This window comes from Paraburkholderia sp. NPDC080076 (assembly GCF_050281145.1).
Taxonomy (GTDB): Bacteria; Pseudomonadota; Gammaproteobacteria; order Burkholderiales; family Burkholderiaceae; genus Paraburkholderia.
Genome location: NZ_JBNNWQ010000002.1, coordinates 722934 through 749826 on the forward strand (window position 1 = coordinate 722934; position 26893 = coordinate 749826).

Sequence of the window (26893 nt, forward strand, 5' to 3'; positions counted from 1 at the left end):
CGCTCACGCCCCCGGCGCCGACCATGGAATACAGTCCGCCGCCCCTGTTCAAGCAAGGACCGTCCGCTCTCGCACGACTCGTGTTTTTCGTCGTGCTGGCGCTCGCCCTGCTGATCTCCGACGCACGCTTCAAAACGCTCGAAATCGTGCGTGGCGTGCTCGGCGCGGGTCTTTATCCGTTGCAACGCGCGGCGCTCGTGCCGCGCGACATGTTCGTGGGCGCCGCCGACCTGGCCGTGACCAGCGCCACGCTGCGCAGCGAAAACGACAAACTGCGCACCAAAGATCTGCAGCTTTCGCAGCAAGCCAATACGGCCGCGGAACTGGCTGCCGAGAACGCGCATTTACGCGCGCTGCTGCAACTGTCGCAGCGCTCCACCACGGAATCGCTGCCCGCCGAGATCCAGTACGACACGCGCGATCCGTTTACGCAGAAGGTCGTGATCGGCCGCGGTGCGCAGCAAGGCATCCAGAACGGTTCGCCGGTCGTCAATGAAGACGGCGTGATCGGGCAAGTGACGCGCGTGTTCCCGCTGCAAGCCGAGGTGACGCTGCTCACGGACAAGGATCAGGCGGTGCCTGTACAGATCGTGCGCACCGGCCTGCGCAGTGTGATTTACGGCACGCCGAAGGGCGACACGCTCGATCTGCGCTTCGTGCCGATCAGCGCCGACATTCAAACCGGCGACGAACTCGTCACCAGCGGGCTCGACGGCGTGTATCCGCCGGGTCTGCCGGTCGCCAAGGTGGTGCGCGTCGACAAACAAGCCGACACGGCGTTCGCGCGCGTGATCTGCCTGCCGATCGCGCCGGTGCGCGGCGCACGCCAGTTGCTGGTGCTGCATTACGTGAACAATGTGCCGCCGCGTCCGGCCGAAGAGCCCGACGCAGCCACGGCCGCGAAAGACGCCAAAGCGAAAAAGGGCGGCAAACCGGCGGACGGTAAAGCTGCGCTGGACAAGTCTCCGGCAAAAGCGGGCGAAAAACCCGCCGCCGCCGAGAAACCTGCAGCCGCCAAGCCCGTCGAAAAAGCGCCGGCCAAACCGGCCGCCGCGGAGAAAAAGGCCGCCCCCGAAAAGAAACCGGCCGCTGAGAAGAACGCGAAGCCGCCAGCCAAGCCAGGGGCCCAGCCATGAACCGTCCGCAATACATTCTGCAGCCGGTCAATCCCTACTTCATCTCGTTCAGCCTCGCCGCGGCGTTCCTGCTGAACCTGATGCCGTGGGGACGCCTCCTCGGCGTGCCGGACTTCGTCGCGCTCGTGCTGCTGTTCTGGAACGTGCACCAGCCGCGCAAAGTCGGCATGGGCATCGCGTTTTCGCTCGGTTTGCTGATGGACGTGCATAACGCCAGCCTGCTCGGAGAACACGCGCTGGCGTACACATTGTTGTCGTACGGCGCGATCACGATCCACCGCCGCGTGCTGTGGATGTCGCTCGGCGTGCAGACCTTCGCGGTCATGCCGCTGCTGGTCGTCGCGCAACTGGTGCCGTTCGTGATCCGTCTGTTGACGGGCGCGGCGTTTCCGGGTTGGGGTTATCTGATCGACGGCTTCGTCGAAGCCGCGCTGTGGCCGGTCACCAGCGTGCTGCTGCTGATGCCGCAGCGCCGCCCGGCCGATCCGGACGATACCCGGCCAATTTGATCCCGCATCGAGCCCGCCGGCCGTTCTGATGGAACCCACTTTGCCGGCCCGCTCGACGCGCATCGCTGTTCATGCCTTCCGGTTCCGGCCGGAAAAGGCGCACACTCATGATGGCCGTCACCCGGCCTTTTGCAGAATCGCATGACCGAATTCAAGGACACTCAGCAACAGCTCTCGAAGTTCCGCCTGCGCGTCGCGGCGGCGGGCCTGTTCGTGTTCGTCTGCTTCGGGCTGATCGGCTTCCGCTTCCTGTTCCTGCAGGTCTGGCACTACAGCAAATACTCGCTGCAAGCCGATGAAAACCGCATCTCCGTCGCGCCGATCGTGCCGAACCGCGGCATCATCACGGATCGTAACGGCGTCGTGCTGGCCAAGAACTACTCGGCCTACACGCTTGAACTGACGCCCTCGAAACTGAACGACTCGCTCGAAAACGTAATCGACAACCTGGCCACGGTCGTCTCGATCGACGCGCGCGACCGCCGCCGCTTCAAGAAACTGCAGGAAGACTCGAAGAACTTCGAGAGCCTGCCGATCCGCACCCGCCTGACCGACGACGAAGTCGCGCGTTTCACCGCGCAGCGTTTCCGTTTTCCCGGCGTGGAAGTGCGCGCGCGCCTGTTCCGCCAATATCCGCTCGGCCCGACCGCGGCGCACGTGATCGGCTACATCGGCCGGATTTCGCAGCGCGACCAGGATCGTATCGACGACGCCAGCGACCAGAACGACAGCGATCCGGACCACTATGATCCGCGTCTGGACGCGAACAACTACAAGGGCACCGATTACATCGGCAAGATCGGCGTCGAGCAGAGCTATGAGACCGAGTTGCACGGCCAGACCGGTTTCGAGGAAGTGGAAGTGACCGCCGGCGGCCGTCCGGTGCGCACGTTGTCGCGCACTCAGGCAACGCCTGGGAACAACCTCGTGCTGTCATTGGATATCGGGCTGCAGCAGGTCGCCGAGCAGGCCTTCGCGGGCCGTCGCGGCGCGCTGGTTGCGATCGAACCATCCACGGGCGACGTGCTCGCATTCGTGTCCGCGCCGAGCTTCGATCCGAATTCGTTCGTCGACGGCATCGACCAGCAGACCTGGGACGATCTCAACAATTCGCCCGATCACCCGCTGCTCAACCGGCCGCTGCACGGCACCTATCCGCCGGGCTCGACCTACAAACCGTTCATGGCGCTCGCCGCGCTCACGCTGCATAAGCGCACGCCGGGCTGGGGCTTCCAGGATCCGGGTTCGTACACCTTCGGCGGCCACACGTTCCGCAACGACGTGCGCTCGGGCCAGGGCTGGGTCGACATGAACCGCGCGATCGTGGTGTCGAACGACACGTATTTCTACATGCTCGCGCACGACCTCGGCGTCAACAATATCGCCAACTTCATGAAGCCGTGGGGCTTCGGCCAGATCACCGGCATCGACATTTCGGGCGAGGCGCGCGGCATCCTGCCTTCCACGGAATGGAAGCGCAAGGCGTACCGAAAACCCGAACAGCAGCGCTGGTATGAAGGCGAAACGATCAGTCTGGGCATCGGCCAGGGCTACAACTCGTTCACCATTCTCCAGCTCGCTCACGCTACGGCCACGCTCGCGAACAACGGCGTCGTAATGAAGCCGCACCTCGTGCGCGACATCGAGAATCCGATCACGAAAGACACGCGCCCGGTCGTGCGCGACCCAAGCGACAAGATCGCGGTGAAGCAATCGGACATCGACATCATCAAGCGCGCGATGGAAGGCGTCGTGACCAACGGCACGGCGTCGAAGCTGTTCATCGGCGCGCAATACCAGGCCGCCGGCAAGACGGGGACGGCGCAGGTCTACTCGCTGCAAGGCGCGAACTACAAGGGCCACGCCATCGCTGAGCATTTGCGCGACCACGCGCTCTTCATCGCGTTCGCACCGGCCGAGCAACCGAAAATCGCGCTCGCGCTGATCGTCGAAAACGGCGGCTGGGGTGCGGAATCGGCGGGCCCGATCGCGCGCAAGGTGCTCGATTACTATCTCGTCGGCAAGAACAAGCCGGGCGCTCAGGCGGCGGCCATCGAGGCAGCGGCGTCGGCGACCGAAGATGCGTCCGCGCCCGAAGTCGGCGGCGCACCGTTGCCGCCGCAAGACGGAGTTCAGCCGGTCAAGGTCGCGGCGGGCTTCACGGCCCTGCCGATTCCCGGCGCGGCTTCGGCGGCAGCAGCGGCCTCCGCTGCGGCGGCCGCGAAAGCTGCATCCGCGGCAGCGCTTGCCTCCGCGCCGGCTGCTGCGTCGGCGCCGGTGGCCGCATCGACGTCCACCGCCGCAAAGAATCCAGCGTCGCGTAAATCCGGCGTCCCGCACAAACCCCGTCCGGCCAGCGCGCCGGCGCCGACTGCCGCCGCTCCGTCGCGCGATGACGGCATTCAGGCCACGTCGCCACGCCAGCCGGTTTCCGGCGGCATCGACGAGTAAGGAGAAAGGCATGCAATTCGACAAGCGCGCCTGGCTCGACCGCATCAAGCGGATGTTCGCGGGCTTCGACCGTCCGCTCGCACTGATCGTGTTCCTGCTGTTGTGCGTCGGCATCGTCACGCTGTACAGCGCGAGTCTCGACGTTCCCGGCCGCGTGGAAGACCAGTTGCGCAACATCATGCTGACGTTCGTGCTGATGTGGGCGCTCGCCAATGTGCCACCCACCACGCTGATGCGCTTCGCGGTTCCACTCTATACATTCGGGATCGCGCTGCTGGTCGCGGTGGCGCTATTCGGCCTCACGCGCAAGGGCGCGAAGCGTTGGATCAATGTCGGCGTGGTGATCCAGCCGTCGGAAATCCTGAAGATCGCCACTCCGCTGATGCTCGCGTGGTACTACCAGCGGCGCGAAGGCGTGATGCGCTGGTACGACTTCCTGGTCGGTCTGTTGATCCTCGCCGTGCCGGTCGGCCTGATCGCCAAGCAGCCCGACCTCGGTACCGCCGTGCTGGTGTTCGCGGCCGGCCTCTTCGTGATTTACTTCGCGGGCCTGAGTTTCAAGTTGATCGTGCCGGTGCTGATTGCAGGCGTGATCGCGGTCGCTTCGATCGCGGCGTTTCAGGACAAGATCTGTCAGCCGCAAGTGCAATGGCCGTTGATGCACGACTACCAGAAGCACCGCATCTGCACGCTGCTCGATCCGACCTCCGATCCGCTCGGCAAAGGCTTCCACACGATCCAGGCGGTCATCGCGATCGGCTCCGGTGGCCCGCTTGGCAAAGGCTGGCTGAAGGGCACGCAGGCGCATCTGGAGTTCATCCCCGAGAAGCACACCGACTTCATTTTCGCGGTGTTCTCCGAAGAGTTCGGCCTGGCGGGCGGCATCGTATTGCTTACGCTATACATGCTGCTGATCGCGCGCGGGCTGTATATCGCGGCGAATGGCGCGACGCTGTTTGGACGCTTGCTGGCCGGCTCGTTGACGATGGCGTTCTTCACCTACGCGTTCGTGAATATCGGCATGGTGAGCGGCATCTTGCCGGTGGTCGGCGTGCCGTTGCCGTTCATGAGTTACGGCGGCACCGCACTGACGACGTTGGGGGTGGCCATCGGCCTGATCATGAGCGTCGCGCGGCAGAAACGGTTGATGCAGAGTTAGCGCCGCGAAGCCGCGCACGGCACCGACAACACCACAAGCAAAAGGGGCGCTCTTCACACACGGAGCGCCCCTTTTTGTATTCAGCGGCGTAATCAGCCGCCTCGGGTTTACTGCGGCTTCACTTCCTTCTGATCCCGCAACTGCGCGCTGAGTTGCTGATACTTGAGCCGCGCCGCCGGATCGCCCTGCGCCGCCGCGGCCGCGTAGTAAGCGCGCGCCACGTTGAGATTCTTCTCCACGCCGTCGCCGCCTCGCTCGTAGAACGAACCCGCTACGTATTGCGCGGTCATGTCGCCGCCCTCCGCCGCTTTCTTGTACCAGACGAACGCCTGCTTGTTGTCGCGCTCGGTGCCGCGTCCATCGAGGAACTGATTCGCCAGCGCCAACTCCGCCTGCACGTGCCCTTGCTGCGCCGCCTTCAGGAACCAGCGGTGCGCCTCGACCGGATCGCGCCCGACGAACTCGCCATCGTCGTACATCTTGCCGTACACGTATTGCGCATGCGACATGTTGGCGTCGGCGGCCTTACGCAGCCATTTCTTGCCTTCATCGATATTCGCGGGCGCGCCTTCGCCGTTGAGCAGCATCATCGCGTAGTTGAACTCGGCGAGCCGGCTGCCGCGCTCGGCGGCCTTGCGGAACTCGGCAAGCGCCGCGCCCAGATTGCCGGCGTTGTAGTCGGCGACCGCGGTTTGCGTCTCCGGATCGTTCGACTTCGCGACGCGGCTGTCTTGCGCATAGGCCGCCACATTCGCCATCAATGCCGCTGTGACTGCCAGACGCACCACGACGCACTGCACCATCCCCTTCATGACCTCACCTCCTGCAGCGCCTGGCGAGTCGCGCGCAACATCCACATGACGTCCGCGGCCAGAGCGATGAAACGAAAACCGGCATCGCGATGCTGCTTGGCACCCGCGACGTCCATGGCAAAAATACCGGCGGCAATGCCCGCCTTGTCCGCGGCGCTGACGATGCGCGCCATCGCGGCCTGCACGTCGGCGTGCTTCGAATCGCCGAGATGACCGAGGCTCGCGGCGAGGTCGGCCGGTCCGACGAACAGGCAATCGACGCCCGGCGTCGCCGCGATCTTTTCCACCTCCTGCAAGCCGCGCGCCGACTCGATCTGCACGATGGTTGCGATCTGCGCGTTGGCCGTCTGAACGTAGTCGCGCCGCATGCCGTACCCCGCGGCTCGCACCGCGCCGGCGACGCCGCGCTCACCATCGAGCGCTCCGGCGGTCGGATATTGCGTGAGACGCACGGCATGTGCCGCCTCGTCCGCGGATTCGATATTCGGGAACATCAGCGTGCGCGCGCCGGCATCCAGCACGCGCTTGACGAGCCACGCCTCGCTGGACGGCACGCGCACCACCGGCTCGCTCGGCAGATGCGCGGCAGCGATCGCGCGCAATTGCGAGGCGACGTCGCCGCTATCGTTCGGCGAGTGCTCCATGTCGATCAGCAGCCAGTCGTAACCGGCGTGCGCGAGCGCTTCGGCGGCGGCGGCGCTGCCGAGCGAGAGCCATAGTCCGAACAGCGGATCGGTTTCTTTAAGGCGTAACTTGAGGGGATTGGTGAAGGTGCTCATCGCCGCGCTCCATGACGATGAAGCGGCGCTTCGCCTGAACTGCGGGTAAGCATGCTGGCCTCGTGGGCCAGATGAGCGCGCGGGCCGTGGCGGCCCGGCTGCTTGCTGCGACGCAATGCGGTGACCGGCATGTCTCGCTCCGTGTGGTTGTCGGAGCGATCATACCGTGACAATAACGCGGGGGTTGGCGTTCCCCCGCGGAGTCTTCCTTCGGGGGACGAGGCGGCGCCGGATTTAGTCGCGGACCACGTCGGCCCAACAATTCGGCGTCTCGTACAGGCGCAGCTTGTACAGACGCAGATTCACGCCGTAGTGCGCGTCGTAGACATTCGCGAGAATGTCGAACGCGACAGCGGCAAGATTTTCGACGGTAGGAATGCGATCGAGCACGACTGTCTTGTGGCCGGCCATCGTTTCCAGGAAACCGCGCACCTGCGTGTCGCCTTCATAGACGAGAAACGCATGGTCCCACTTGTCGACGAGATGCTCGACGGCGAGCGACTTCACATCGGCGAAGTCCATCACCATGCCGCGATCCGGCGCGCCTTCGGTGTCGACCAGATCGCCTTGCAGCGTGATTTCGAGCACATAGCGATGACCGTGCAGATTACGGCACTGGCTGCGGTGATCAGGAATGCGGTGACCCGCGTCGAATTCGAGTTTTCGTGTAATCGTCAGCACGGCAAATCAGGGAATGTTCAGATACTTGTGGGTCTGCATCGACAGGCGCCATTGCGGATGGCGTTTGCACCAGTCGATCGCGAGCTTGGTGTTGATGTCGCGCGACGGACCGTCCATGGGCTGGACGAGGAAATACTCGAAGTCGAGCTTCGCATACTCGGACAAACGCTGGTTGTCCTGCGGAATCACGACCTTCAATTCGTTGCCCTTGGTCACGACGAGCGGCGCGTCGGCCTTCGGGCTCACGCAGATCCAGTCGATCGTTTCGAGCACCGGCAGCGAGCCGTTGGTTTCGATGGCGATTTCGAAGCCGGCGGCATGCAGCGCGTCGACCAACGGCGGGTCGATCTGCAGCATCGGCTCGCCGCCCGTGCACACCACGAAACGCTCGCCCTCGCCTGCCGGCCATTGCGACGCGATCATCTGCACCAGATCGTCAGCCGTGCGGTACTTGCCGCCGTTCTCGCCGTCGGTGCCGACGAAATCGGTATCGCAGAAGCGGCACACCGCCTCGGCACGATCTTCTTCGCGGCCCGACCACAGATTGCAGCCGGCGAACCGGCAGAAGACAGCCGGACGCCCGGCATTCGCGCCCTCGCCCTGCAACGTGTAAAAGATTTCCTTGACCGCGTAAGTCATGCTGCTTTCTGCCCTGTGTTCCTGAAAATTATTGCCTGAGTTGCGCTGCTGCGCCGAGCGTCATCAGACCGGCGCCTCGGTGACTTTCTCACCCGAGAGATACGCTTCGTAGCCGCGCTTGCGCAAGCGGCACGCCGGGCACTCGCCACAACCGAAGCCCCATGCATGCAATTCGGCGCGTTCGCCGACATAGCAAGTATGCGTCTCGACGCGCACCAGCTCGACCAGTTCGTCGCCGCCGAGCTCGTGCGCAAGGCGCCACGTATCGGCTTTATCGAGCCACATCAACGGTGTCTCGAGCAGGATGCGCGTGTCCATGCCGAGGTTCAGCGCGACCTGCAACGCCTTCATCGTGTCGTCGCGGCAATCGGGATAGCCCGAGAAATCCGTCTCGCACATGCCGCCGACCAGCACCTGCAAACCACGCCGATATGCAATCGCCGCCGCGATGGTCATGAACATCAGATTGCGGCCCGGCACGAACGTATTCGGCAAACCGTTGGCCGTGGCTTCGATCTCGATCTCGCGCGTCATGGCGGTATCGCTGATCGCGCCGAGCACCGACAGATCGATCATATGGTCGTCGCCGAGGCGGTCGGCCCACGCGGGAAATGCGCGCGCGACGGCGTTGCGAAACCCCTCGCGGCATTCCAGTTCGACGCGGTGCCGCTGACCGTAATCGAAGCCCAGCGTCTCAACCGTTTCATAACGTTCGAGCGCCCAGGCGAGGCACGTGGCGGAATCCTGGCCGCCGGAAAACAGCACCAGAGCGCTACGTTTAGCGTCGTTGCGGATCACCGTGAAACTCCGTGAATGAAGAGTGCCACGTCGCGCTGCGCGAGGTGCGCCATGCAAGCAACGCGGCGCGACGCGTGCCGGCACTGCTGCCGGCCCAAAGCAGTATAGGCCGCGCCTTCCGCATGCAGAGTCGCCGGGCGCTTATACCGTTAATCGTCGGGCGAAGGGTTCGGTGCTGGTGGCGGCGTTGCCGCGCGGCACTCAGGCGACGCACTCACGTGCAAGTCCTTGAACTGGCGCGATTTTATCACGCGACGCCGAATGCCGCCGAGCGTGCCCTGCCGCGTGGCACGCGAAAACCGAAGCAACGGATGCCCGTCACGCCCGTCACAATAGGGGCACAAAAAGGAAAAGCCCCAGGAATCTTGCGATTTCCTGGGGCTGAATCCTGGTGGCCTGGGACGGAATCGAACCATCGACACGCGGATTTTCAATCCGCTGCTCTACCAACTGAGCTACCGGGCCAACGAAGAACGAAATAATATCAAAGGGTCAGCAGCAGGGCAAGCCCCTCGTCGAAAAAATCTGCGGAAGTGACAACCGCGCGCGGAACGCCGGCTTCACTTCTGCTTGGTACTCACCTTCACTCGCCCTTGTTTTTGCCGAGATCTACGCCGAGCTGCTTGAGCTTGCGATACAAGTGCGTGCGCTCCAGCCCGGTCTTCTCCGCCACGCGCGTCATGCTGCCGTTTTCACGCGCGAGGTGATATTCGAAGTACGCGCGCTCGAACGCATCGCGTGCGTCGCGCAGCGGAATATCGAACGAGATCGAGGCCGTTTGCGCAGCCAGCGCGCCGCTGCCCATGCCATCGGTCGAGAGCATCGGCAAGGCCGCCGCCGAAGCCACGGCCGAGGCACTCACCGGCAACACCGGCTTGGCTGCCGCGCCGCCGGGCGCACCCACCGCAGTTCCGCGCGCGAGCCCCTGCTCGACGGCCTTCAGCAGCTTCTGCAGCGCAATCGGCTTCTCGAGGAAATTGAGTGCGCCGATCTTGGTTGCTTCGACCGCCGTGTCGATGGTCGCGTGCCCGGACATCATGATTACCGGCATGGTCAGCTGCCCTTGCGCGGCCCATTCCTTGAGCAAGGTCACGCCGTCGGTGTCGGGCATCCAGATGTCGAGCAGCACCAGGTCAGGCGCCTGGCGCAAACGGAACTCGCGCGCTTCCTGCGCGTTTTCCGCGGCCTCCACGACATGCCCTTCGTCGCTCAGGATCTCCGAGAGCAATTCCCGGATGCCCATTTCATCATCTACCACCAGGATGGTTGCCATTTACGCTGCCTTTGTCTGCACTGTTGCTTTTGTCTTTCCCTGCGACGCACCGCCGTGCGCCGGACGCGGCCCTGTTCCGGGTGCCGCGGCATCGTCTGCCAGTTGAAGGAAGAGAATCGAAATCTGCGCGCCCTCGATGACATCGCCCGCTTTCATACGATTGCGGATGTCGATGCGCGCGCCGTGTTCATCGACGATCTTCTTGACCATCGCAAGACCCAGGCCCGTACCTTTGGCCTTGGTCGTCACGTAAGGCTCGAATGCACGTGTGAGGATACGCGCGGGAAAGCCCGCTCCGTTATCCGACACCGTCAGACGCACCGCGACGTGTACTTTGCCTTCCGCGTCGGGGTCTCCGTATTCTACTGTCCTCGTCTCGAGCAACACATGTGGATGCTCGAGGTCCGCAACCGCATCCTGCGCGTTCTGCAGCAGGTTGTGAATCACCTGACGCAATTGCGTCGCGTCGCCACGGATCGCCGGCAACGCAGCGAGCTCCACTTGAATAGCGCCCTTGCCCTCTTCGATACCGTACAGCGTGAGCACTTCGCTGACCAGATCGTTCAGTTGCAAATGCGCGAGCACCGCTGGCGGCGTACGCGCGTAGTCGCGGAAGTTGTCGACCATCTGCTTCATCGCGGCGACCTGGTTCACGATCGTGGTCGCGCCGCGCTTCAATACGTCGGCATCGGATGGCGACAGCTTGTCGGCGAGCTTCATCTGCAAACGTTCGGCCGAGAGCTGGATCGGCGTGAGCGGATTCTTGATCTCGTGTGCGAGCCGCCGCGCGACTTCACCCCACGCGATCGAACGCTGCGCGGAGATCACGTCCGAGATATCGTCGAACACCACGACGTAGCCGGAGGTCTGCATGTCTTCCGCATCGCGGTCCGTCGCGGAGACGAGCCGCGCGCCGCGCACGAGCAAGGTGAGCGGCTCGGTTTCGCCCGGCACCTGCACCGAGAACTGCTGCTGCCAGTGGCCGCGATCGTCGTGACCATCGCCGCTCGCGGCTTCGCGATCGGCAAACGCTTTGCGGACCATACCGCCGAATTCGCTCAGCACGCCGATCTGATCCAGCGCCGAACCCATCACCGCCTGGAACGGCTGACGGAAAATCCGCTCGGCGCCGCGATTCGCGGTGGTCAGCCTGAACTGCCGGTCGAACACGAACACCCCGGCGGTCAGGTTCGCGAGAATGCTTTCCAGATACGCCTTCGAATGTTCGAGCGCAATGCGATTGTTCTCGACCGCCGCGCGCGCTTCGGACAACTGCCGCGTCATCGCGTTGAACGACTGCGTGAGAAAGCCCAGTTCGTCGCGCGATTTGATTTCGCGCTTCGGCGTGTAATCGCCTTCCGTGATTTCCTTGGTGCCTTGCGCCAGCAGGAACAACGGCCGCGCGAGCTGATTGCCGAGCGCGAGCGCCAGCATCATTGCGATGAAGGTGGCGAGGAACAGCGCGAGCGTCAGCGTGCCGATATACATCTTACGCAGACCCGTGCGGCCGAGCGCCTTCTCCTGGTACTCGCGATAGGCGCGCTGCACCGCGTCGGCATTACGCGCGAGCGTGGGCGACACCGGCTGCGTGAGTTGCAGGAAACGTTCGGTGGGCTGCAGCAGCGAGGCGTTCGAATCGGGGATGCGTTGCACCACGCGCAGCCGCAACACGCCCTTGCTGCCATGCGCGTGAGGATCGCCGTCCACTTCGCCTTCGATCGCCGCATAGCCGCGGCCGCGCGCCTGATCGATCATCAGCGGCGTGGGCAAATCGTTCGGCACAAGCGTCGCGTAGTTGCCCGATGCCTGCGCGACCACGTGCATTTCGGGCGTCGCACCCGACATACTGCGCGTGGGTTCGACGATCGTCGCATCCTGCACGCCGAACTGATCGCGCAGACGCAGCAGCGTGAGCGTGGTGCCGGCGGCATCCGCGCTCGCCAACTGTTCCGACATCAACCGGCCCTTGGTCTGCAGATCGGACAGTGACGCGTCGAGCATGCCGCGCCCGAGATTCAAGCCGGACGTGAGCGCTGTTTCGACGTTCACATCGAACCACGACTCGATACTGCGCGACACGAACTGATACGACACGACGTAGATGATCCCGCCTGGCACCACGCCGACCAGCGCCATGAAGAACGCAAGTTTGGCCAATAACCGCGTGCCGAACTTACCCTTCCTCAGCCGCGCGATGATGATGATGACGAGCGTCGCCACCACCAGCAAAAAGATCATCGCGACCACGAGGTTGGCCGCGTAGAGCCACTGGTAATAGCGGTCGAAGAATTCGGTGTTCGCGCTGGCCGCGGCCAGCAGCACGAGCAGCAACACGGCCGTGACGGCGACCGTCGACACCAGCACGCGCACGACGATGCTGCTGACACTGGTAGCGGAGCGCACTTTATTTAGCACGTTCGGTCACCGTGAAGGTAAAGCGCTTCCATTCGGACGCGAGGTTCCAGTCGCGGTTGTTCACCGCGTCGATCTGGAACGGCTTGGGCATCAGCGCGATGTCGAGTTGCATACGCACCGACGCGTTATAGGTCTCGCCGACACGCACTTCACTTCGGTCGATCACGTGCCACGACGTGATGTGCTTGATCACTGCGAGCGCATCCTTGAGCGTAGTGAAGCCGAGTTGCAAACCGCCGGACGACACGCTCGACACGCGATATTCGCGCGTGAGCGGCTGGAACGACAGGCGGATGCTTTGCGACACGCTCACCGGCTGCTCGTCGAACCAGTACCAGCGCGGCCGGCTCAGTTCGAAGTCGGTCGTGAAATAAAGCGGAATGCCTTTATTGACCGCGTCCTCGAGGTTGCTATTCAGATCGAAGTCGAAACGCGCGTCGAGATTCCAGCCGGTGTTGTCGGATTGCAGCGACGCACGCTGGACCGCGATCGAGTCAGCGTGCGCCACGCCCGGCGCCGCCAGCCATACGGCCAGCGCGATCCAGAGCACGGCAGCGAGCCGAAGCGGGAAAAAGCGTTTGATGGTCACCGTTTCTGAAAGCGCGCGTAGAAAAATCCGTCGTGGTCTGAGTTCGCGCCGGCGCTGTCTTCAGCGGGCTGTCCGGCATGAGAACCGGCCGATGTGTCGGCGGGCGCGCGAGCGACTGAAGGCAACAGTTGCCCCGGCGCGTCCAATCGTACCGCATCCTGATACTTGTTTCCAAACCACTGCGCCTGCAACTCGCCTTCTTCCGGAAAGATCGAACACGTAACGTAGAGCAACTCGCCGCCTGGCTTCACGAGCGGCCACAGGGCGTTGAGAATGCGGCGCTGCTCGGCGACCAGCGCGGGAATGTCCGACGCGCGGCGCAGCCAGCGGATATCCGGATGGCGCCGCACGATGCCCGACGCCGAGCACGGCACGTCGGCCAGAATGCGGTCGAACGGCTGGTCGATGTCGTCGTGCCATTTCGCCGGCGCGCCCGCGTCGCCGATCCGCACTTCCGCTTCGAGTTTGAGGCGCTGCAGATTTTCACCGATACGACGCGCGCGCGACGCATCGCTTTCGAGCGCGACGAGATGAAGTTTGGCGAGTTCGAGCAGATGTCCGGTCTTGCCGCCGGGCGCCGCGCAGGCGTCGAGCACGCGCATGCCGTCGCGCACGCCGAGCAGTTGTGCGGCGAGTTGCGCGCCGGCGTCCTGCACCGAGACGACGCCGTCGTTGAAACCCGGAATGCGGTCGACCGGCATCGGCGTGACGAGCTTGACGGCGTAGTCGCCGGCCTTGCTCGCGGCAATGTGATGGTTTTGCAGCACCTGCAGATAGGCGTCGACTGTCGAGTGACGCGCGTTCACCCGCAGCGTCAGCGGGCCTTGCGTGTTGCCGGCGGCGAGCACCGACTGCCATGCGTCGGGCCACGCGCGTTTGACCGCGTCGATCCACCATGCCGGGTAGTTCCAGCACGCCACTTCATCGGCCTGTGCGGCGTTCAACAGCGTTTCGCGCTCGCGCAGAAAATTGCGCAGGACGGCGTTGACGAGGCCCTTCGCAAAGGCGAATTCACGACGTGCGCCGATCGCGTTCACCGCCTGATCGACCACCGTGAACGGCGCGTAGGCAGCGTTCGCTTCGTCGTCGACGAGCAGGGCCAGCGAGCAGGCGAGCACATGGCCGACGTGCGGCGCAGGCGCCTTTTTCACCAGCTTCGCGATCAGCCACTCGGCGGTCGCGAGACGCCGCATGGTGCGGTACGCGATGTCCTGCACCGCGCCACGCGCGGCGGCGGCGTTGCCCTCTGGCGCGGACACGAAGACGGATTGCAGCGCGGCCGGCAAGGCTGCGCCGAGACGCACGGCGCCGACCGCCTGGCCCGCGCAGTCGAGCGCGAAACCGAGCGATTCGGGCGCGAGATGCAGCATCGACAAACGTGATTCGCGCGGACGAGCCGATGAGGAAGCAGTACGCGAAGAAGGCTTTGTGGTCATGAAGAAGGCTAAAGCGGGCCGCGCGGGAGCGCGCGACACAATCAGCACACATTGTAGCGTGGCGCGGCGCACGGGCCGGCGGCCGGTCCGTGAGCGAGCCGACTGCGGATCTGCGACGAACGGGAAAGTGTGGGGCTGGAGGGCGGGTTCAACGATTTGGTGCGAACCTGGCATGGCGCGGCGCACCGGCCCGCGGGCGGTCTATAAGCGTAGCGATTGCAAATCCACGGTGGGCGGGAAGACCGGCATGTGAAGCGCAGGGTCGAAGATCCGGTGCGGACCTTCGGACGCTGGTGAAGAGAATGATGTTCACGTGATCCGCAGCGCCATCGCTAGCTCACGCTCCATCGCGCTGGAATAAAAAAGGCGAGTCAGCCGACTCGCCCTTCCTCACACCGCGCGAGTGCCGCGCGGCGTTATTCGAAGCGCCCCGTACGCGCCATTTCCATCAAACGCGCGATGCGCTCTTCGGTGGCCGGGTGCGTGGAGAACAGATTCGCGATGCCGCCGCCCGACAGCGGATTCATGATCATCATTTGCGCGGTGGCCGGATGCTGCTCGGCCGTGGGGAACGGAATCCCGCTCGCGTAACGATGGATCTTGTCGAGCGCCGAAGCGAGCGCTTGCGGGTCGCCGGAAATCTGCGCGCCGGCACGATCCGCTTCGAATTCACGTGCCCGCGAAATCGCCATCTGGATCAACGCACCGGCGATCGGCGCCAGCAGCGCTACGGCGATGCCCGCGATCGGGTTCGTGGAACGGCCGTTTTCGTCGCGGCTGCCGAAGAACATCGCAAAGTTCGCCAGCGCGGAAATGGCGCCGGCCATAGTGGCCGAAACGGTCGAGATCAGAATGTCGCGATGCTTCACGTGCGCGAGTTCGTGCGCCATGACCCCGCGCATTTCGCGCTCGGACAGCACGCGCAGAATGCCGGTTGTGGCAGCGACCGCCGCATGCTCCGGATTGCGGCCGGTGGCGAACGCGTTCGGCGCGTCTTCATTGATCAGGTAGACGCGCGGCATGGGCAGGCCGGCGCGCGTGGAGAGCTCGCGCACCATGCGATAGAACTGCGGCGCACTGGTTTCGTCGACTTCCTGCGCGTTGTACATGCGCAGGACCATCTTGTCCGAGAACCAGTACGAAAAGAAATTCATCCCAAGGGCGATCACGAGCGCGATCGTCATGCCGCGCGACCCGCCGATCATCCCGCCGATCACGATGAAAAGGGCCGTGATCGCGGCCATCAACATCGCGGTTTTGACCCAATTGAACATGTCTGCAACTCCTTGCCCTAACGCGGGGTTCATATCTGCACCGCGTGGTCGCGGCGCTCGGTTGTAAGCGAAATGTTAGATATGGGCGCGCAGGGAAAATTCAATCATCTTGATGCGGTGGCGAGCTTGAGGCCCAAGCCGACGAAAGCGCTGCCGACACCCCGATCCAGCCACTTCTTCACCGACGGCTGGCCCGAAAAGCGCCGCGTCACACTGCCCGCGATCCACGCGACAAAACTGTTCCAGAGCATGCTCATCACGACGAACACCGCTCCGAGCGTGAGGAAGGCAAGCGCTTTGTGGTCGCTGCCGGTCGTCACGAACTGCGGGAAGAACGACACGATAAACAGTACCACCTTGGGGTTCAGCACGTTGGTCCAGAAGCCTTGCAGGAAAAGCTGGCGCAGCGATTTGGGCGCGCCGGCCGCGCGCGCTTCGCCCGCAGCGTGGCGGGCGGCCGGCTTGGCGAAGAGCAGGCGCACGCCGAGATACATCAGATAAATAGCGCCGACGAACTTGATGACCGTGAATGCGGTGGCCGACGCGGCCAGCAGCGCGGTCAAGCCGAACGCGCAGGCGAGCGAGTGAACGCAGCAGCCGGCGGAAATGCCAAGCGCCGACATGAGACCCGCGCCACGGCCTTGAGCGACACTGCGCCCGACGATATAAGCCGTATCGGGACCGGGCGTCACGTTCAGGAGAAAGACCGCGACGACGAAAAACTCGAAATGGGTGATGCCGAACATGGAAATCCTCGAAATCCGGGCTATTGCATGGAGGATTCTAACGCGCGACCGGCCTGTCCAGCGGGGTCTTGAACATCGTCCGAATGGACGATGTTCAGGTCGTGCGCGACGGTGTTACTTTGCTTCGGGAAGTTGAAAGCGCTGCCCCACAGCCAGCGTCGAGCCGGCCAGGAATTCGCGCACCGGCAGGCGCTTGCCGCCGGGTTTCTGCAATTGCGTGAGACGCAGCGCGCCTTCGCCGCAGGCTACGACCACGCCGTCGGGAGAGATGTCGGTGATCGTGCCCGGTGCGCTCCTGGCTTGCGCGTCGCTGGGAACCGCAGCCCAGAGCTTGATCGACGTGCCGTCTTCAAGCGTGCCGACACCGCCAGGGAACGGGTCGAACGCGCGCACCTGGCGCGCGAGCACCGCCGCCGGGCGGCGCCAGTCGAGCGCGGCTTCCTGCTTGCCGATCTTTTCCGCATAGGTCACGCCGTCCGCGGGCTGCGGGGTTGCCGCCAGTTTGCCTGTGCGCTCGAGCTCGATCAGCGCCTCGACGATCAGCTTCGCGCCGTCTTGCGCGAGACGGTCGTGCAACGTGGCCGTCGTGTCGTCGACGGAAATCGCGGTGCGCGCTTCGGAGATCATCGCGCCGGTGTCGAGGCCGACATCCATCTGCATCAGCGTAATGCCGGTTTCGGCGTCACCCGCTTCGATCGCGCGATGAATCGGCGCTGCACCGCGCCAGCGCGGCAACAACGACGCGTGAATGTTGATGCAGCCAAGCGGCGCAATATCGAGCACTTCCTGCGGCAGGATCAGGCCGTAAGCGGCCACCACCATGACGTCGTGCGGCGTGGCGCGCAATTGATCGATCGCGGCGGCGGCTTCGGCTGGATATTTGCCGGCGCGGCGCAGCGAAGGCGGCTGGGCGACGGTCAAACCATGCTCCTGCGCATAGCGCTTGACCGGACTCGCCTGCAATTTCATTCCGCGACCGGCGGGCCGATCCGGCTGGGTCAGCACGAGCGGCACCGGGAAACCGGCGCTGTGAATCGCGGCCAGCGCGGCCGCAGCGAACTCCGGCGTACCGGCAAAGATGACGCGCAACGAATGACTCATGAACGGGAGCGGTAGGCGAGGTGAACGCGCATTACATTGCGTGGGCGAGCTTCTTCATCTTGCTCTTGATGCGCGTCTGCTTCAGCGACGACAGGTACTCGACGAACACGCGGCCCATCAGGTGATCCATTTCGTGCTGGATGCACACCGCGAGCAGGCCTTCACAGTCCATCTCGAAGGTTTCGCCCTTCTCGTTGAGCGCCCGCACGCGCACTTTCTCGGCGCGCTCGACATTGTCGTAAATGCCCGGCACCGAGAGACAGCCCTCTTCCGACAGCTTCCTTTCGTCGCTCGACCAGATGATTTCGGGGTTGATGAAGGCGAGCAGTTCGTTGTGGTCGTCCGACACGTCGATCACGATCACGCGCTCGTGCACGTCCACCTGGGTCGCGGCCAGGCCGACGCCGGGCGCGCCGTACATGGTTTCGGCCATGTCCTTGACGAGGCGGCGGATGCGGTCGTTGACCTCCGCGACCGGCTTCGCGATCTTGTGCAGCCGTTTGTCCGGGTAGTTGAGGATATTCAGTAAAGCCATGATCTCGAGTGTGATTTTCGGGCGCCGCTGACCGTGGGAAGGCCCGCGTTGGCCTTTCGGCCAGGTTGTGAGCCCGTCGCGTTACGCACAGGATAGATGGTGTCGAACCGGTTCGATTCAACGCGCCTCGTGCGCCAAACGACGAGCCCGCGCGGGTGGGCGCGGCGCCGCAGTTATTTCGGATGATGAAAATTTTAGCATGGCGCCCGCCTGCCCGCTGGCCCTGCAGGAGGATCGACACGTAATGCACACCTTGCCCGCAACCGAAATTGAACTCGCCGCATGGCTGCGGCTTGCGCTCGCACCGGGGCTGAAACCGGCTGCGCTGCGCCTACTGCTGGGCGCGTTTGGATTGCCGAAAGCGATTTTCGATCAAACGCCCGAGGCGCTCGCCGAGATTGCTGGTGAAGCCGCGGCACGCGCGGCGCTGGCGCCGACGGGCCCCGAATTCGAGGCCCAGCTGGACGCGGTGATCGCGTGGCGCGAGCAACCCGGCAACCAGGTCGTGACGCTCGACGACCCCGCTTACCCGCCGGCGCTGCTGACCATGCCCGATCCGCCACCGCTGCTATATATAAAGGGCCGGTTGAAACTGTTGCATACGCGAGCAGTCGCCCTCGTGGGAAGCCGCAGCGCTACACCGCAAGGCGTCGAAGACGCGGAGCGGTTCGCGCGCGAGCTGTCGGTGGCCGGTGTCACTGTCGTCTCGGGGCTCGCGCTCGGCATCGACGGCGCCGCGCATCGGGGCGGGTTGGAGGGCGTCGGCGGCACCGTCGCCGTGATCGGTACCGGCGCGGACCTCGTGTATCCGGCGGCGCATCACGCGCTGGCGCGCCAGATCGCGGTACAGGGCGCGATTCTCTCCGAGTGGCCGCTCGGCACGCCCGCGCGCGCGGCCAATTTCCCGCAGCGTAACCGGCTGATCGCCGGGCTCGTCAGCGGCGTGGTGATCGTCGAAGCGGCGATGCGCTCCGGTTCGCTGATCACGGCGCGGCTCGCCAATGAGATGGGACGCGACATCTTCGCGCTGCCCGGCTCGATTCACGCACCGCTGTCGCGCGGGTGTCATCGAATCATCAAGCAGGGCGCGAAGCTGGTGGAAACGCCGGATGAAGTGCTGGAGGAGCTGGGTTTTGCGCGGCGGGCAGCGCCGCGGGTGGCGTCGGGGTCGGCGCATGCCGTTCTTTGGGGCGGTGTCGATTCACCGAATACATCAGCGGTCAGCGGTACGGTAGCAGGCGAGCCCGAGTCGTCTGGAGCACAGACGGCAGAACCATCTCCGACCGAAGCAGCAGCGGCAGGTTCTGCGACGCCGGTCGCCGCGCCGCCTTGCCCACCGGTCGCCCCGGAAGCACAGCGCCTCCTCGCCGCGCTCGGTCATTCGCCCACCACGCTTGAAATTCTCGCCACCCGCACCGAGATGGAGGACGCGGCACTGCAAACCACCTTGCTGCAACTCGAACTCGCCGGCCAGGTGAGCGTGCTGCCCGGCGGCCGCTTCATGCGGACGAGCCACGGCTGACCTCGCATTGATCAGAGTTGACCACCATTCGGGATCGGCCATGCTACATTCGCGCCAAAGCACCTGACAAAAGTACGCAAGGAACCACCATGCCCGCGCTAAACCTCGACACCGACCAAGACCGGATCGCCGAGCGCGTCAACGAATCCGAGACGCTGTTCGTTGCCTGCCTGTGCGCGGAATGGTGCGGAACCTGCCGTGAGTATCGAGACGCTTTCGACAAGCTGGCCGACCGGCACCCGGAAATCTGTTTCGCATGGATCGATATAGAGACCCATGCGGACCGTTTCGAGGATCTGGATGTTGAGAATTTTCCGACCATCCTGATCGAAGACTCGGTAACGACACGATTCTTCGGCACCGTTTTGCCGCAGGCGGCGATTGTGGAACGGATGTTGTCTGATTTGACGGCCGTGCCCGGCGTCAGCGGCGCGCCGAAACTGCGGCCCGCGCTGGCTGTCGCCTGATTCAGGCTCGCCGGTTTGCGAGCCCAGCGGCCGGGGCGTTGCGAGCGGTGCACAAGGTGTTTGCCGCAGCTTGCCTGATGCCTGAGCACGCAATTATGATTTCGCGCTTTTATCGCACTTGACACGCCGGTCTCGCGCCGTGTGCTATAAAGCGGTCGTTAATGGGTCGCAAAGGTCGCAAACGAGGGTCGCGCTAACAGAAGCGCACTCACGGCCATCAACCCTGATCTACCAACCTCACATCGAGTCATGTCCAAAGCACTGATCATCGCCGAAAAGCCTTCCGTCGCGAACGACATCGCGCGCGCTTTGGGCGGCTTTACCAAGCATGACGAATACTACGAGAGCGACGACTACGTCCTTTCCTCGGCAGTCGGCCATCTGCTGGAAATTGCCGCGCCCGAAGACTATGAAGTCAAACGCGGCAAGTGGAGTTTCGCCAATCTGCCCGTCATTCCGCCGCACTTCGATCTCAACCCGATCGCCAAAAGCGAGTCGCGCCTGAAGGTGCTGACCAAGCTGCTCAAGCGCAAAGATGTCGACCGCCTGATCAACGCATGTGACGCGGGGCGCGAGGGCGAACTGATTTTCCGACTGATCGCGCAGCACGCGAAAGCCAAGCAGCCGGTGCAGCGCCTGTGGCTGCAATCCATGACGGCGGGCGCAATCCGCGACGGCTTCGCCCGTCTGCGCAGCGACGAAGAGATGCAGCCGCTCGCGGATGCGGCACGCTGCCGCTCGGAAGCGGACTGGCTGGTCGGCATCAACGGCACGCGTGCCATGACCGCGTTCAACAGCAAGGGCGGCGGCTTCTTCCTGACTACGGTCGGGCGGGTGCAAACGCCGACGCTGTCGATCGTGGTCGAGCGCGAAGAGAAGATTCGCCGCTTCGTGCCGCGCGACTATTGGGAAGTGAAAGCGGAGTTCGTCTGCTCGGCCGGCTTCTACGAAGGCCGCTGGTTCGATCCGAAATTCAAGCGCGACGAGTTCGATCCGGAAAAACGCGATTCGCGTCTGTGGGCGCTGCCCGCGGCTGAGACGATCGTCGCCGCCTGCCGTGGCCAGATCGGCACGGTGACCGAGGAATCGAAGCCGTCCACGCAACTCTCGCCGGCCCTGTTCGACCTGACCAGCTTGCAGCGCGAGGCCAACGGCCGCTTCGGCTTCTCGGCGAAGAACACTTTGGGCCTCGCCCAGGCGCTGTACGAAAAGCACAAGGTGCTGACCTATCCCCGTACCGACGCGCGCGCGCTGCCGGAAGACTATATGGATACGGTCAAAGAGACGCTCGGCATGCTCAAGGAGAGCAACAACTATCTGCCGTTCGCCAAGCAGGTGCTCGACAAGGGCTGGGTGAAGCCGAACAAGCGCATCTTCGATAACTCGAAGATCAGCGACCACTTTGCAATCATCCCGACGCTGCAAGCACCGAAGAATCTGTCCGAACCGGAACAGAAGCTCTACGACCTCGTCGTGAAGCGCTTCCTCGCGGTGTTTTTCCCGGCTGCCGAATTCAAGGTGACGACACGCATCACGGAAGTGGTCGGGCATCACTTCAAGACCGAAGGCAAGGTGCTGGTCGAACCGGGCTGGTTGCAGGTTTATGGCCGCGAGATCAGCGGCGAAGACGCCAACCTCGTGCCGGTGCAAAAAGACGAGAAGGTCAAGACGGACAAGATCGCCGCCCAGCAACTGGTGACGAAACCGCCCGCACGCTACAACGAAGCCACCTTGCTGTCGGCCATGGAAGGCGCGGGCAAGCTCGTCGAAGACGACGAACTGCGCGAAGCCATGGCGGCCAAGGGGCTCGGCACGCCGGCCACGCGTGCGGCGATCATCGAAGGTTTGCTGGGTGAGAAGTATCTGATTCGCGAAGGCCGCGATCTGATTCCGACCGCCAAGGCTTTCCAGCTCATGACGCTGTTGCGCGGCCTCGGTGTGAAGGAACTGACGGCGCCGGAATTGACCGGTGAGTGGGAGTACAAGCTGTCGCAAATGGAACGCGGCAACCTGCCGCGTGACGCGTTCATGCAGGAAATCGCCCGCATGACGCAGACCATCGTCAAGCGCGCGAAAGAGTACGATTCCGACACGATCCCGGGTGATTACGCGACTTTGCAGACGCCATGTCCGAATTGCGGCGGTCAGGTGAAGGAAAACTACCGGCGCTTTGCCTGCTCGAAATGCGAGTTCTCGATCTCGAAAATTCCGGGCGGACGTCAGTTCGAAATTCCGGAAGTCGAAGAGCTGCTGCAGAACAAGACGATCGGGCCGCTGTCGGGCTTCCGCAGCAAGATGGGCCGGCCGTTCTCGGCAATCCTGAAGCTCTCGCTCGACGACGAAATCAAGAACTACAAACTCGAATTCGACTTCGGCCAGGATGCGGGCGGCGAAGACGGCGAACCGCCTGACTTCTCCGATCAGCAACCGGTGGGCGCGTGCCCGAAGTGCAAGGGCCGCGTGTTCGAGCACGGCATGAGCTACGTCTGCGAGAACTCGGTCGCCAATCCGAAGACTTGCGATTTCCGCTCTGGCAAGGTGATCCTGCAGCAGGAAATCGCCCGTGAACAGATGGCCAAGCTGCTCGAAGAAGGCCGCACGGATCTGCTGACGAACTTCAAGTCGTCGCGTACCGGCCGTAACTTCAAGGCGTTCCTCGTCAAGCAGAACGACGGCAAGATCGGCTTCGAGTTCGAGAAGAAGGAGCCGTCGGCAAAGACTGCCGCGAAGACCGCGGCGGCCAAGGCGGCGGCCAACGCAGCATCGGAATCGGAATCCGAGGACGGTGAAACGCCGGTGGCGGTAAAGGCCGCGCCAGCAGCCAAGAAGGCCGCAGCGAAAAAAGCACCGGCGGCCAAGAAAGCCCCCGCCAAGAAGGCGGTGGCGCGTAAAACCGGCTCGTAATTCGAACCGGCGGCCGGAAGAAGATTCTCTTCCGGCTCGCTTCATCTGGACTTGCCACGAAAAAAGGCGCGGTCACATAGCGTGACCGCGCCTTTTTGTTTGTCCGCCGGCAAGCGCCTAGCGGCGGCCTTCCCGGCTTGATCGATCCAATACTTACAGCGGCGATAAAGCCGTGGGCCGAGTACGAGGCGTCGTCTTGGCCAGCGTCTTCGGCAGCGGCGATAACTCGCTGTCCAGCAGGCGTGAGAGCGGCTCAGCGCCGTCGAATGCTTCCGGCGGCATGGATTCCGCGGAATCGAGCGCTGTCGTCGTGGCGGCCCGGCCGAGGCCGTCCTCCTTGATCCACTGTTCACCCAGCAGGCTGTTCGGCGTCTGGCTGAAATGCTCGACCAGATGGTCGATGAACGTGCGCACTTTTGCCGGCAAGTGACGGCGGCTCGGATACGCGATGTTGATCTCGACCTGCGGCAACCGGTAATCGCCGAGCAGGCGTACGAGCCTGCCGCGCGTCATGTCACGGCCGATCAGATAGCTCGGCAGGATCGCGATGCCCATGCCGAGCAGCGCAAACTGACGCAGCATTTCCGTGTTGTTCGCAACGATCACGTTCGACGGACGCACGCGCACTTCGCCTTCCGGCCCGGTGAACACACGCTCGTCGCCCCAATATTCGGAGGGCAGGCTCAGGCACGGATGCTCGAGCAAATGCTCCGGACGCGTGGGCATGCCGTGCTTTTCCAGATACGCCGGCGTGGCGCACACCGTCATGCAACCCGTGGTGAGACGCCGCGTGACAATGCTCGCGCTGCGCATTTGCCGCGCGATCACGACGCCCACGTCGAAGCCTTCTTCGACCAGATCGACCTGGCGGTCGACCAGCGTGACGTCGGGGATGACTTTCGGATAGCGCTCCGCGTACGTCTGGAGCACGGGTGCAAGGTTGTGCAGCCCGAACACGACCGGTGCGACGATCCGTAACGTGCCGACGGGCTCGTGATTGCGCGCGACCACCATCTGCTCGACGTCTTCCAGTTCGTCGAGAATCTGGCGCGCACGCTCGAGATACACCTGGCCTGATTCGGTCAGAGACAAGCTGCGGGTGGTGCGATTGAGCAGTCGCGTACCTAGACGGCCTTCGAGGTCGGCAACGTGACGGGTGGCAACTGCGTTGGAAATATCCATCGCGCTCGCAGCGCGGGCAAAACTGCCGAGATCCGCCACTCTGACGAAAACTCGCATCGACTGCAAATGATCCATAAGACAACTCCTGCCGTGTTACTGCTTCCTGACAATTAGTGAAAACCAGTGAAGCGAACTTGGAATTCTCCTACGACTCGCGAAATCGTGCAGAAGTTGCCCGCGAAAGCGGAAATATTGTCGATATTTGTGCGACTGTGTTCCCCAATGTGGGGCGTGATCATCGATTGTTCCTTGAAGGGAAACAATCTGCTGCAGTGCAGCTTGAACTGTCATTTTTGTTCGAACAGACGCAACGGCCGCTCCGGCATTGCGAAATCAGAAAAAATCGCAGTGCGACGGTGGACCGCAAAGAAAAAACCGCCCGAAGGCGGTTTTCGTGCGAAGTGAATACTCACCTGATCACGCGGCAAGTTTCCCTTCGAGCGCGCGTTTGGCCTCCGTTAGCGCCGGCGGCAGGCCTTGCTGCAATGTGTCAAACAGCTCGGCGTGCAGCGCGAGTTCCGCGCGCCAGGCTGCGTCGTCGACGGAAATGACCTGCTCGAACTGCTCGCGGCTGAAATTCAGCCCGCTCCAGTCGATGTCCTCGTAGTGCGGCGACACGCCGAAAGCATGTTCCTCACCTTGAGCCGAGCCTTCGATCCTGCCGACCATCCAGCTCAACACCCGCATGTTCTCGCCGAAGCCCGGCCAGACGAATTTGCCGTCCGCGCCCTTGCGGAACCAGTTGACGCAGAAGATTTTCGGCAGCTTCGCGTTCAGTTCCTCCAGACGCTCGCCGGTCTTCAGCCAGTGACCGAAATAGTCGCTCATGTTGTAGCCACAGAACGGCAGCATCGCGAACGGATCGCGGCGCACCACGCCCTGCTGGCCGGCCGCGGCGGCAGTCGTTTCGGAACCCATGGTCGCCGCCATGTAGACGCCTTCCACCCAGTTGCGCGCCTCGGTGACGAGCGGCACGGTGGTGGAGCGGCGCCCGCCGAAGATGAACGCGTCGATCGCGACGCCCGCCGGATTTTCCCAGTCGGGGTCGATGGACGGACATTGCGAGGCCGGCGCCGTAAAGCGCGCGTTCGGGTGCGCCGCCTTGCGGCCGCTTTCCTTCGCGCCGGCCGGCGTCCAGTCCTTGCCTTGCCAGTCGATCAGATGCGCGGGCGCTTCGTCGGTCATGCCTTCCCACCAGACGTCGCCGTCGTCGGTGAGCGCGACGTTCGTGAAGATCACGTTTTCCTTCAACGTGGCCATCGCGTTGAAGTTGGTTTTTTCGCTCGTGCCCGGCGCCACGCCGAAGTAGCCGGCTTCCGGGTTGATCGCGTACAGGCGCCCGTCCTTGCCCGGTTTGATCCACGCGATATCGTCGCCGATCGTGGAGATTTTCCAGCCGTTCAGGCCTTCCGGCGGGATCAGCATCGCGAAGTTAGTCTTGCCGCACGCCGACGGAAACGCCGCCGCGACATGATGCTTGCGCCCTTCCGGCGAGGTCACGCCGAGAATCAGCATGTGCTCGGCGAGCCAGCCTTCGTCGCGGCCCATGGTCGACGCGATGCGCAGCGCGAAGCACTTCTTGCCCAGCAGCGCGTTGCCGCCGTAGCCCGAGCCGTAGCTCCAGATTTCCCGCGATTCAGGGAAGTGGACGATGTATTTGGTTTCGTTGCACGGCCACGGCACGTCTTTCGCGCCGGCCGCGAGCGGCGCGCCGACCGAATGGACGCACGGCACGAACTCGCCGTCTTCGCCGAGCACGTCGTAAACCTTGCGGCCCATGCGCGTCATGATGCGCATGTTGGTGACCACGTACGGGCTGTCGCTCAACTCGACGCCGATATGCGCGATCGGCGAACCGAGCGGGCCCATCGAAAACGGCACCACGTACATGGTGCGGCCGCGCATCGCGCCTTCGAACAGGCCGTCGAGCGTCGAGCGCATTTCGGCCGGAGCGATCCAGTTATTGGTGGGACCCGCGTCTTCGCGACGCTGCGAGCAGATGAAGGTGCGGTCTTCGACGCGCGCCACATCGGACGGATCGGACCATGCGAGATAAGAATTGGGACGTTTGGCGGGATTGAGTTTCTTGAGCGTGCCGGCTTCGACCATCTGCGCGCAAAGCCGGTCGTATTCCTCCTGCGAACCGTCGCACCAGACGATCCTGTCCGGCTTGGTCTTCGCGGCAACGCGCTGGACCCAGTCGAGCAGCTTTCGGTGTTTGACCCACGCGGGCGCCTCGATAGTGGGCTGTCCTTCGAATGAGGGGTGGTTCATCGACTTGTCTCCGTTTTGAAAAAGCAATAGAAAAACGGTACAAGCCCAGAGACGCTGCATGCGAGAGGCATTCAATTCTTCACGCCAGGTTTCTGCTACCCGACGCACAATTGTGCAGGTCGTTCCGGGCTACACAGCCTGTTGAGCGGAGACGCCAGCCGACGGGCTTCTGCAACCGTCTGTAAAGCGGCTTGCCTCAACACGCAACAAA

Annotated in this window: 22 protein-coding genes and 1 tRNA gene; 7 read left to right on the forward strand and 16 right to left on the reverse strand. The window is 63.6% G+C overall.

Annotated features, from left to right (window positions below; all coding sequences use genetic code 11):
• The first annotated feature begins 23 nt into the window (after positions 1 to 23).
• From mreC to rodA, 4 genes are all read left to right on the forward strand, one after another.
• A complete protein-coding gene (gene mreC, locus ACQKRQ_RS10620) occupies positions 24 to 1136 on the forward strand; it encodes a rod shape-determining protein MreC (protein WP_427476804.1) in 1113 nt (370 codons plus the stop codon).
• A complete protein-coding gene (gene mreD, locus ACQKRQ_RS10625) occupies positions 1133 to 1645 on the forward strand; it encodes a rod shape-determining protein MreD (protein WP_132376409.1) in 513 nt (170 codons plus the stop codon). The genes mreC and mreD overlap by 4 nt, the downstream gene beginning before the upstream one ends.
• Positions 1646 to 1786: 141 nt before the next feature.
• Positions 1787 to 4096: a penicillin-binding protein 2 gene (mrdA, locus tag ACQKRQ_RS10630; protein ID WP_132376410.1), complete on the forward strand. Its 2310-nt coding sequence runs from the start codon at positions 1787 to 1789 to the stop codon at positions 4094 to 4096.
• 10 nt (positions 4097 to 4106) lie between these two features.
• Positions 4107 to 5255 carry a rod shape-determining protein RodA gene (gene rodA / locus ACQKRQ_RS10635; protein WP_132376411.1) on the forward strand — a complete coding sequence of 383 codons (1149 nt, stop codon included), beginning with the start codon at positions 4107 to 4109 and terminating at the stop codon, positions 5253 to 5255.
• A gap of 107 nt (positions 5256 to 5362) precedes the next feature.
• Here the strand turns inward: rodA and ACQKRQ_RS10640 are convergent, their stop codons facing one another.
• The 14 genes from ACQKRQ_RS10640 to def all read right to left on the reverse strand — a co-directional run bounded on the left by ACQKRQ_RS10640 (position 5363) and on the right by def (position 18333).
• Positions 5363 to 6067: a tetratricopeptide repeat protein gene (locus ACQKRQ_RS10640; RefSeq protein WP_132376412.1), complete on the reverse strand. Its 705-nt coding sequence runs from the start codon at positions 6065 to 6067 to the stop codon at positions 5363 to 5365.
• A complete protein-coding gene (locus ACQKRQ_RS10645) occupies positions 6064 to 6846 on the reverse strand; it encodes an HpcH/HpaI aldolase family protein (RefSeq protein WP_427476807.1) in 783 nt (260 codons plus the stop codon). Before ACQKRQ_RS10645 ends, ACQKRQ_RS10640 begins: the two co-directional genes overlap by 4 nt.
• A 234-nt stretch (positions 6847 to 7080) precedes the next feature.
• Positions 7081 to 7524, reverse strand: coding sequence for a 6-carboxytetrahydropterin synthase QueD (gene queD, locus ACQKRQ_RS10650; protein ID WP_427477168.1), 444 nt, complete (start codon positions 7522 to 7524; stop codon positions 7081 to 7083).
• A gap of 9 nt (positions 7525 to 7533) precedes the next feature.
• Positions 7534 to 8166, reverse strand: coding sequence for a 7-carboxy-7-deazaguanine synthase (queE, locus tag ACQKRQ_RS10655; protein ID WP_132376414.1), 633 nt, complete (start codon positions 8164 to 8166; stop codon positions 7534 to 7536).
• 63 nt (positions 8167 to 8229) lie between these two features.
• Complete coding sequence (gene queC, locus ACQKRQ_RS10660) at positions 8230 to 8964, reverse strand: 7-cyano-7-deazaguanine synthase QueC (RefSeq protein ID WP_132376415.1); 735 nt, start codon at positions 8962 to 8964, stop codon at positions 8230 to 8232.
• Positions 8965 to 9353: 389 nt separating this feature from the next.
• A tRNA-Phe gene (locus ACQKRQ_RS10665) sits at positions 9354 to 9429 on the reverse strand.
• A gap of 118 nt (positions 9430 to 9547) precedes the next feature.
• Positions 9548 to 10237, reverse strand: a complete 690-nt coding sequence (gene esaR / locus ACQKRQ_RS10670; RefSeq protein WP_132376416.1) for a response regulator transcription factor EsaR — start codon at positions 10235 to 10237, stop codon at positions 9548 to 9550.
• Positions 10238 to 12652, reverse strand: a complete 2415-nt coding sequence (locus tag ACQKRQ_RS10675) for a sensor histidine kinase (protein ID WP_132376417.1) — start codon at positions 12650 to 12652, stop codon at positions 10238 to 10240.
• Complete coding sequence (locus ACQKRQ_RS10680; protein WP_408176246.1) at positions 12642 to 13241, reverse strand: DUF4390 domain-containing protein; 600 nt, start codon at positions 13239 to 13241, stop codon at positions 12642 to 12644. The genes ACQKRQ_RS10675 and ACQKRQ_RS10680 overlap by 11 nt, the downstream gene beginning before the upstream one ends.
• Entirely contained in the window at positions 13238 to 14677 is a 1440-nt protein-coding gene (gene rsmB / locus ACQKRQ_RS10685; protein WP_427476811.1) for a 16S rRNA (cytosine(967)-C(5))-methyltransferase RsmB, read from the reverse strand. Before rsmB ends, ACQKRQ_RS10680 begins: the two co-directional genes overlap by 4 nt.
• A 416-nt stretch (positions 14678 to 15093) precedes the next feature.
• Entirely contained in the window at positions 15094 to 15951 is an 858-nt protein-coding gene (htpX, locus tag ACQKRQ_RS10690) for a zinc metalloprotease HtpX (RefSeq protein WP_132376420.1), read from the reverse strand.
• A gap of 104 nt (positions 15952 to 16055) precedes the next feature.
• Positions 16056 to 16697: a LysE family translocator gene (locus ACQKRQ_RS10695; protein ID WP_427476813.1), complete on the reverse strand. Its 642-nt coding sequence runs from the start codon at positions 16695 to 16697 to the stop codon at positions 16056 to 16058.
• Between the two features lie 114 nt (positions 16698 to 16811).
• Positions 16812 to 17798: a methionyl-tRNA formyltransferase gene (gene fmt / locus ACQKRQ_RS10700; RefSeq protein ID WP_408284445.1), complete on the reverse strand. Its 987-nt coding sequence runs from the start codon at positions 17796 to 17798 to the stop codon at positions 16812 to 16814.
• A gap of 31 nt (positions 17799 to 17829) precedes the next feature.
• Entirely contained in the window at positions 17830 to 18333 is a 504-nt protein-coding gene (gene def / locus ACQKRQ_RS10705) for a peptide deformylase (RefSeq protein ID WP_132376423.1), read from the reverse strand.
• 244 nt (positions 18334 to 18577) lie between these two features.
• On the opposite strand from def, the gene dprA reads away from it, so the two are divergent.
• The 3 genes from dprA (at position 18578) to ACQKRQ_RS10720 (ending at position 23226) form a co-directional block, all read left to right on the forward strand.
• On the forward strand, positions 18578 to 19855 hold the full coding sequence (gene dprA, locus ACQKRQ_RS10710) for a DNA-processing protein DprA (protein WP_427476816.1): 1278 nt from the start codon (positions 18578 to 18580) through the stop codon (positions 19853 to 19855).
• Between the two features lie 89 nt (positions 19856 to 19944).
• Positions 19945 to 20322, forward strand: coding sequence for a thioredoxin family protein (locus ACQKRQ_RS10715; protein ID WP_132377009.1), 378 nt, complete (start codon positions 19945 to 19947; stop codon positions 20320 to 20322).
• 249 nt (positions 20323 to 20571) lie between these two features.
• Positions 20572 to 23226, forward strand: a complete 2655-nt coding sequence (locus tag ACQKRQ_RS10720) for a DNA topoisomerase III (RefSeq protein WP_408176253.1) — start codon at positions 20572 to 20574, stop codon at positions 23224 to 23226.
• A gap of 153 nt (positions 23227 to 23379) precedes the next feature.
• On the opposite strand, the gene ACQKRQ_RS10725 is transcribed toward ACQKRQ_RS10720, so the two are convergent.
• Complete coding sequence (locus ACQKRQ_RS10725; protein ID WP_408176254.1) at positions 23380 to 24483, reverse strand: LysR family transcriptional regulator; 1104 nt, start codon at positions 24481 to 24483, stop codon at positions 23380 to 23382.
• A 342-nt stretch (positions 24484 to 24825) separates the two neighbouring features.
• Positions 24826 to 26682 (reverse strand): phosphoenolpyruvate carboxykinase (GTP), encoded by a 1857-nt coding sequence (locus ACQKRQ_RS10730; protein WP_427476818.1) that lies wholly within the window; start codon positions 26680 to 26682, stop codon positions 24826 to 24828.
• Positions 26683 to 26893: the final 211 nt, after the last annotated feature.

Coding starts and splice junctions, on each gene's coding strand:
- mreC (WP_427476804.1), top strand. CDS start 24: ATGGAATACAGTCCGCCGCCCCTGTTCAAGCAAGGACCGTCCGCTCTC.
- mreD (WP_132376409.1), top strand. CDS start 1,133: ATGAACCGTCCGCAATACATTCTGCAGCCGGTCAATCCCTACTTCATC.
- mrdA (WP_132376410.1), top strand. CDS start 1,787: ATGACCGAATTCAAGGACACTCAGCAACAGCTCTCGAAGTTCCGCCTG.
- rodA (WP_132376411.1), top strand. CDS start 4,107: ATGCAATTCGACAAGCGCGCCTGGCTCGACCGCATCAAGCGGATGTTC.
- ACQKRQ_RS10640 (WP_132376412.1), bottom strand. CDS start 6,067: ATGAAGGGGATGGTGCAGTGCGTCGTGGTGCGTCTGGCAGTCACAGCG.
- ACQKRQ_RS10645 (WP_427476807.1), bottom strand. CDS start 6,846: ATGAGCACCTTCACCAATCCCCTCAAGTTACGCCTTAAAGAAACCGAT.
- queE (WP_132376414.1), bottom strand. CDS start 8,166: ATGACTTACGCGGTCAAGGAAATCTTTTACACGTTGCAGGGCGAGGGC.
- esaR (WP_132376416.1), bottom strand. CDS start 10,237: ATGGCAACCATCCTGGTGGTAGATGATGAAATGGGCATCCGGGAATTG.
- rsmB (WP_427476811.1), bottom strand. CDS start 14,677: ATGACCACAAAGCCTTCTTCGCGTACTGCTTCCTCATCGGCTCGTCCG.
- htpX (WP_132376420.1), bottom strand. CDS start 15,951: ATGTTCAATTGGGTCAAAACCGCGATGTTGATGGCCGCGATCACGGCC.
- ACQKRQ_RS10695 (WP_427476813.1), bottom strand. CDS start 16,697: ATGTTCGGCATCACCCATTTCGAGTTTTTCGTCGTCGCGGTCTTTCTC.
- fmt (WP_408284445.1), bottom strand. CDS start 17,798: ATGAGTCATTCGTTGCGCGTCATCTTTGCCGGTACGCCGGAGTTCGCT.
- def (WP_132376423.1), bottom strand. CDS start 18,333: ATGGCTTTACTGAATATCCTCAACTACCCGGACAAACGGCTGCACAAG.
- dprA (WP_427476816.1), top strand. CDS start 18,578: ATGCACACCTTGCCCGCAACCGAAATTGAACTCGCCGCATGGCTGCGG.
- ACQKRQ_RS10715 (WP_132377009.1), top strand. CDS start 19,945: ATGCCCGCGCTAAACCTCGACACCGACCAAGACCGGATCGCCGAGCGC.
- ACQKRQ_RS10720 (WP_408176253.1), top strand. CDS start 20,572: ATGTCCAAAGCACTGATCATCGCCGAAAAGCCTTCCGTCGCGAACGAC.
- ACQKRQ_RS10725 (WP_408176254.1), bottom strand. CDS start 24,483: ATGGATCATTTGCAGTCGATGCGAGTTTTCGTCAGAGTGGCGGATCTC.
- ACQKRQ_RS10730 (WP_427476818.1), bottom strand. CDS start 26,682: ATGAACCACCCCTCATTCGAAGGACAGCCCACTATCGAGGCGCCCGCG.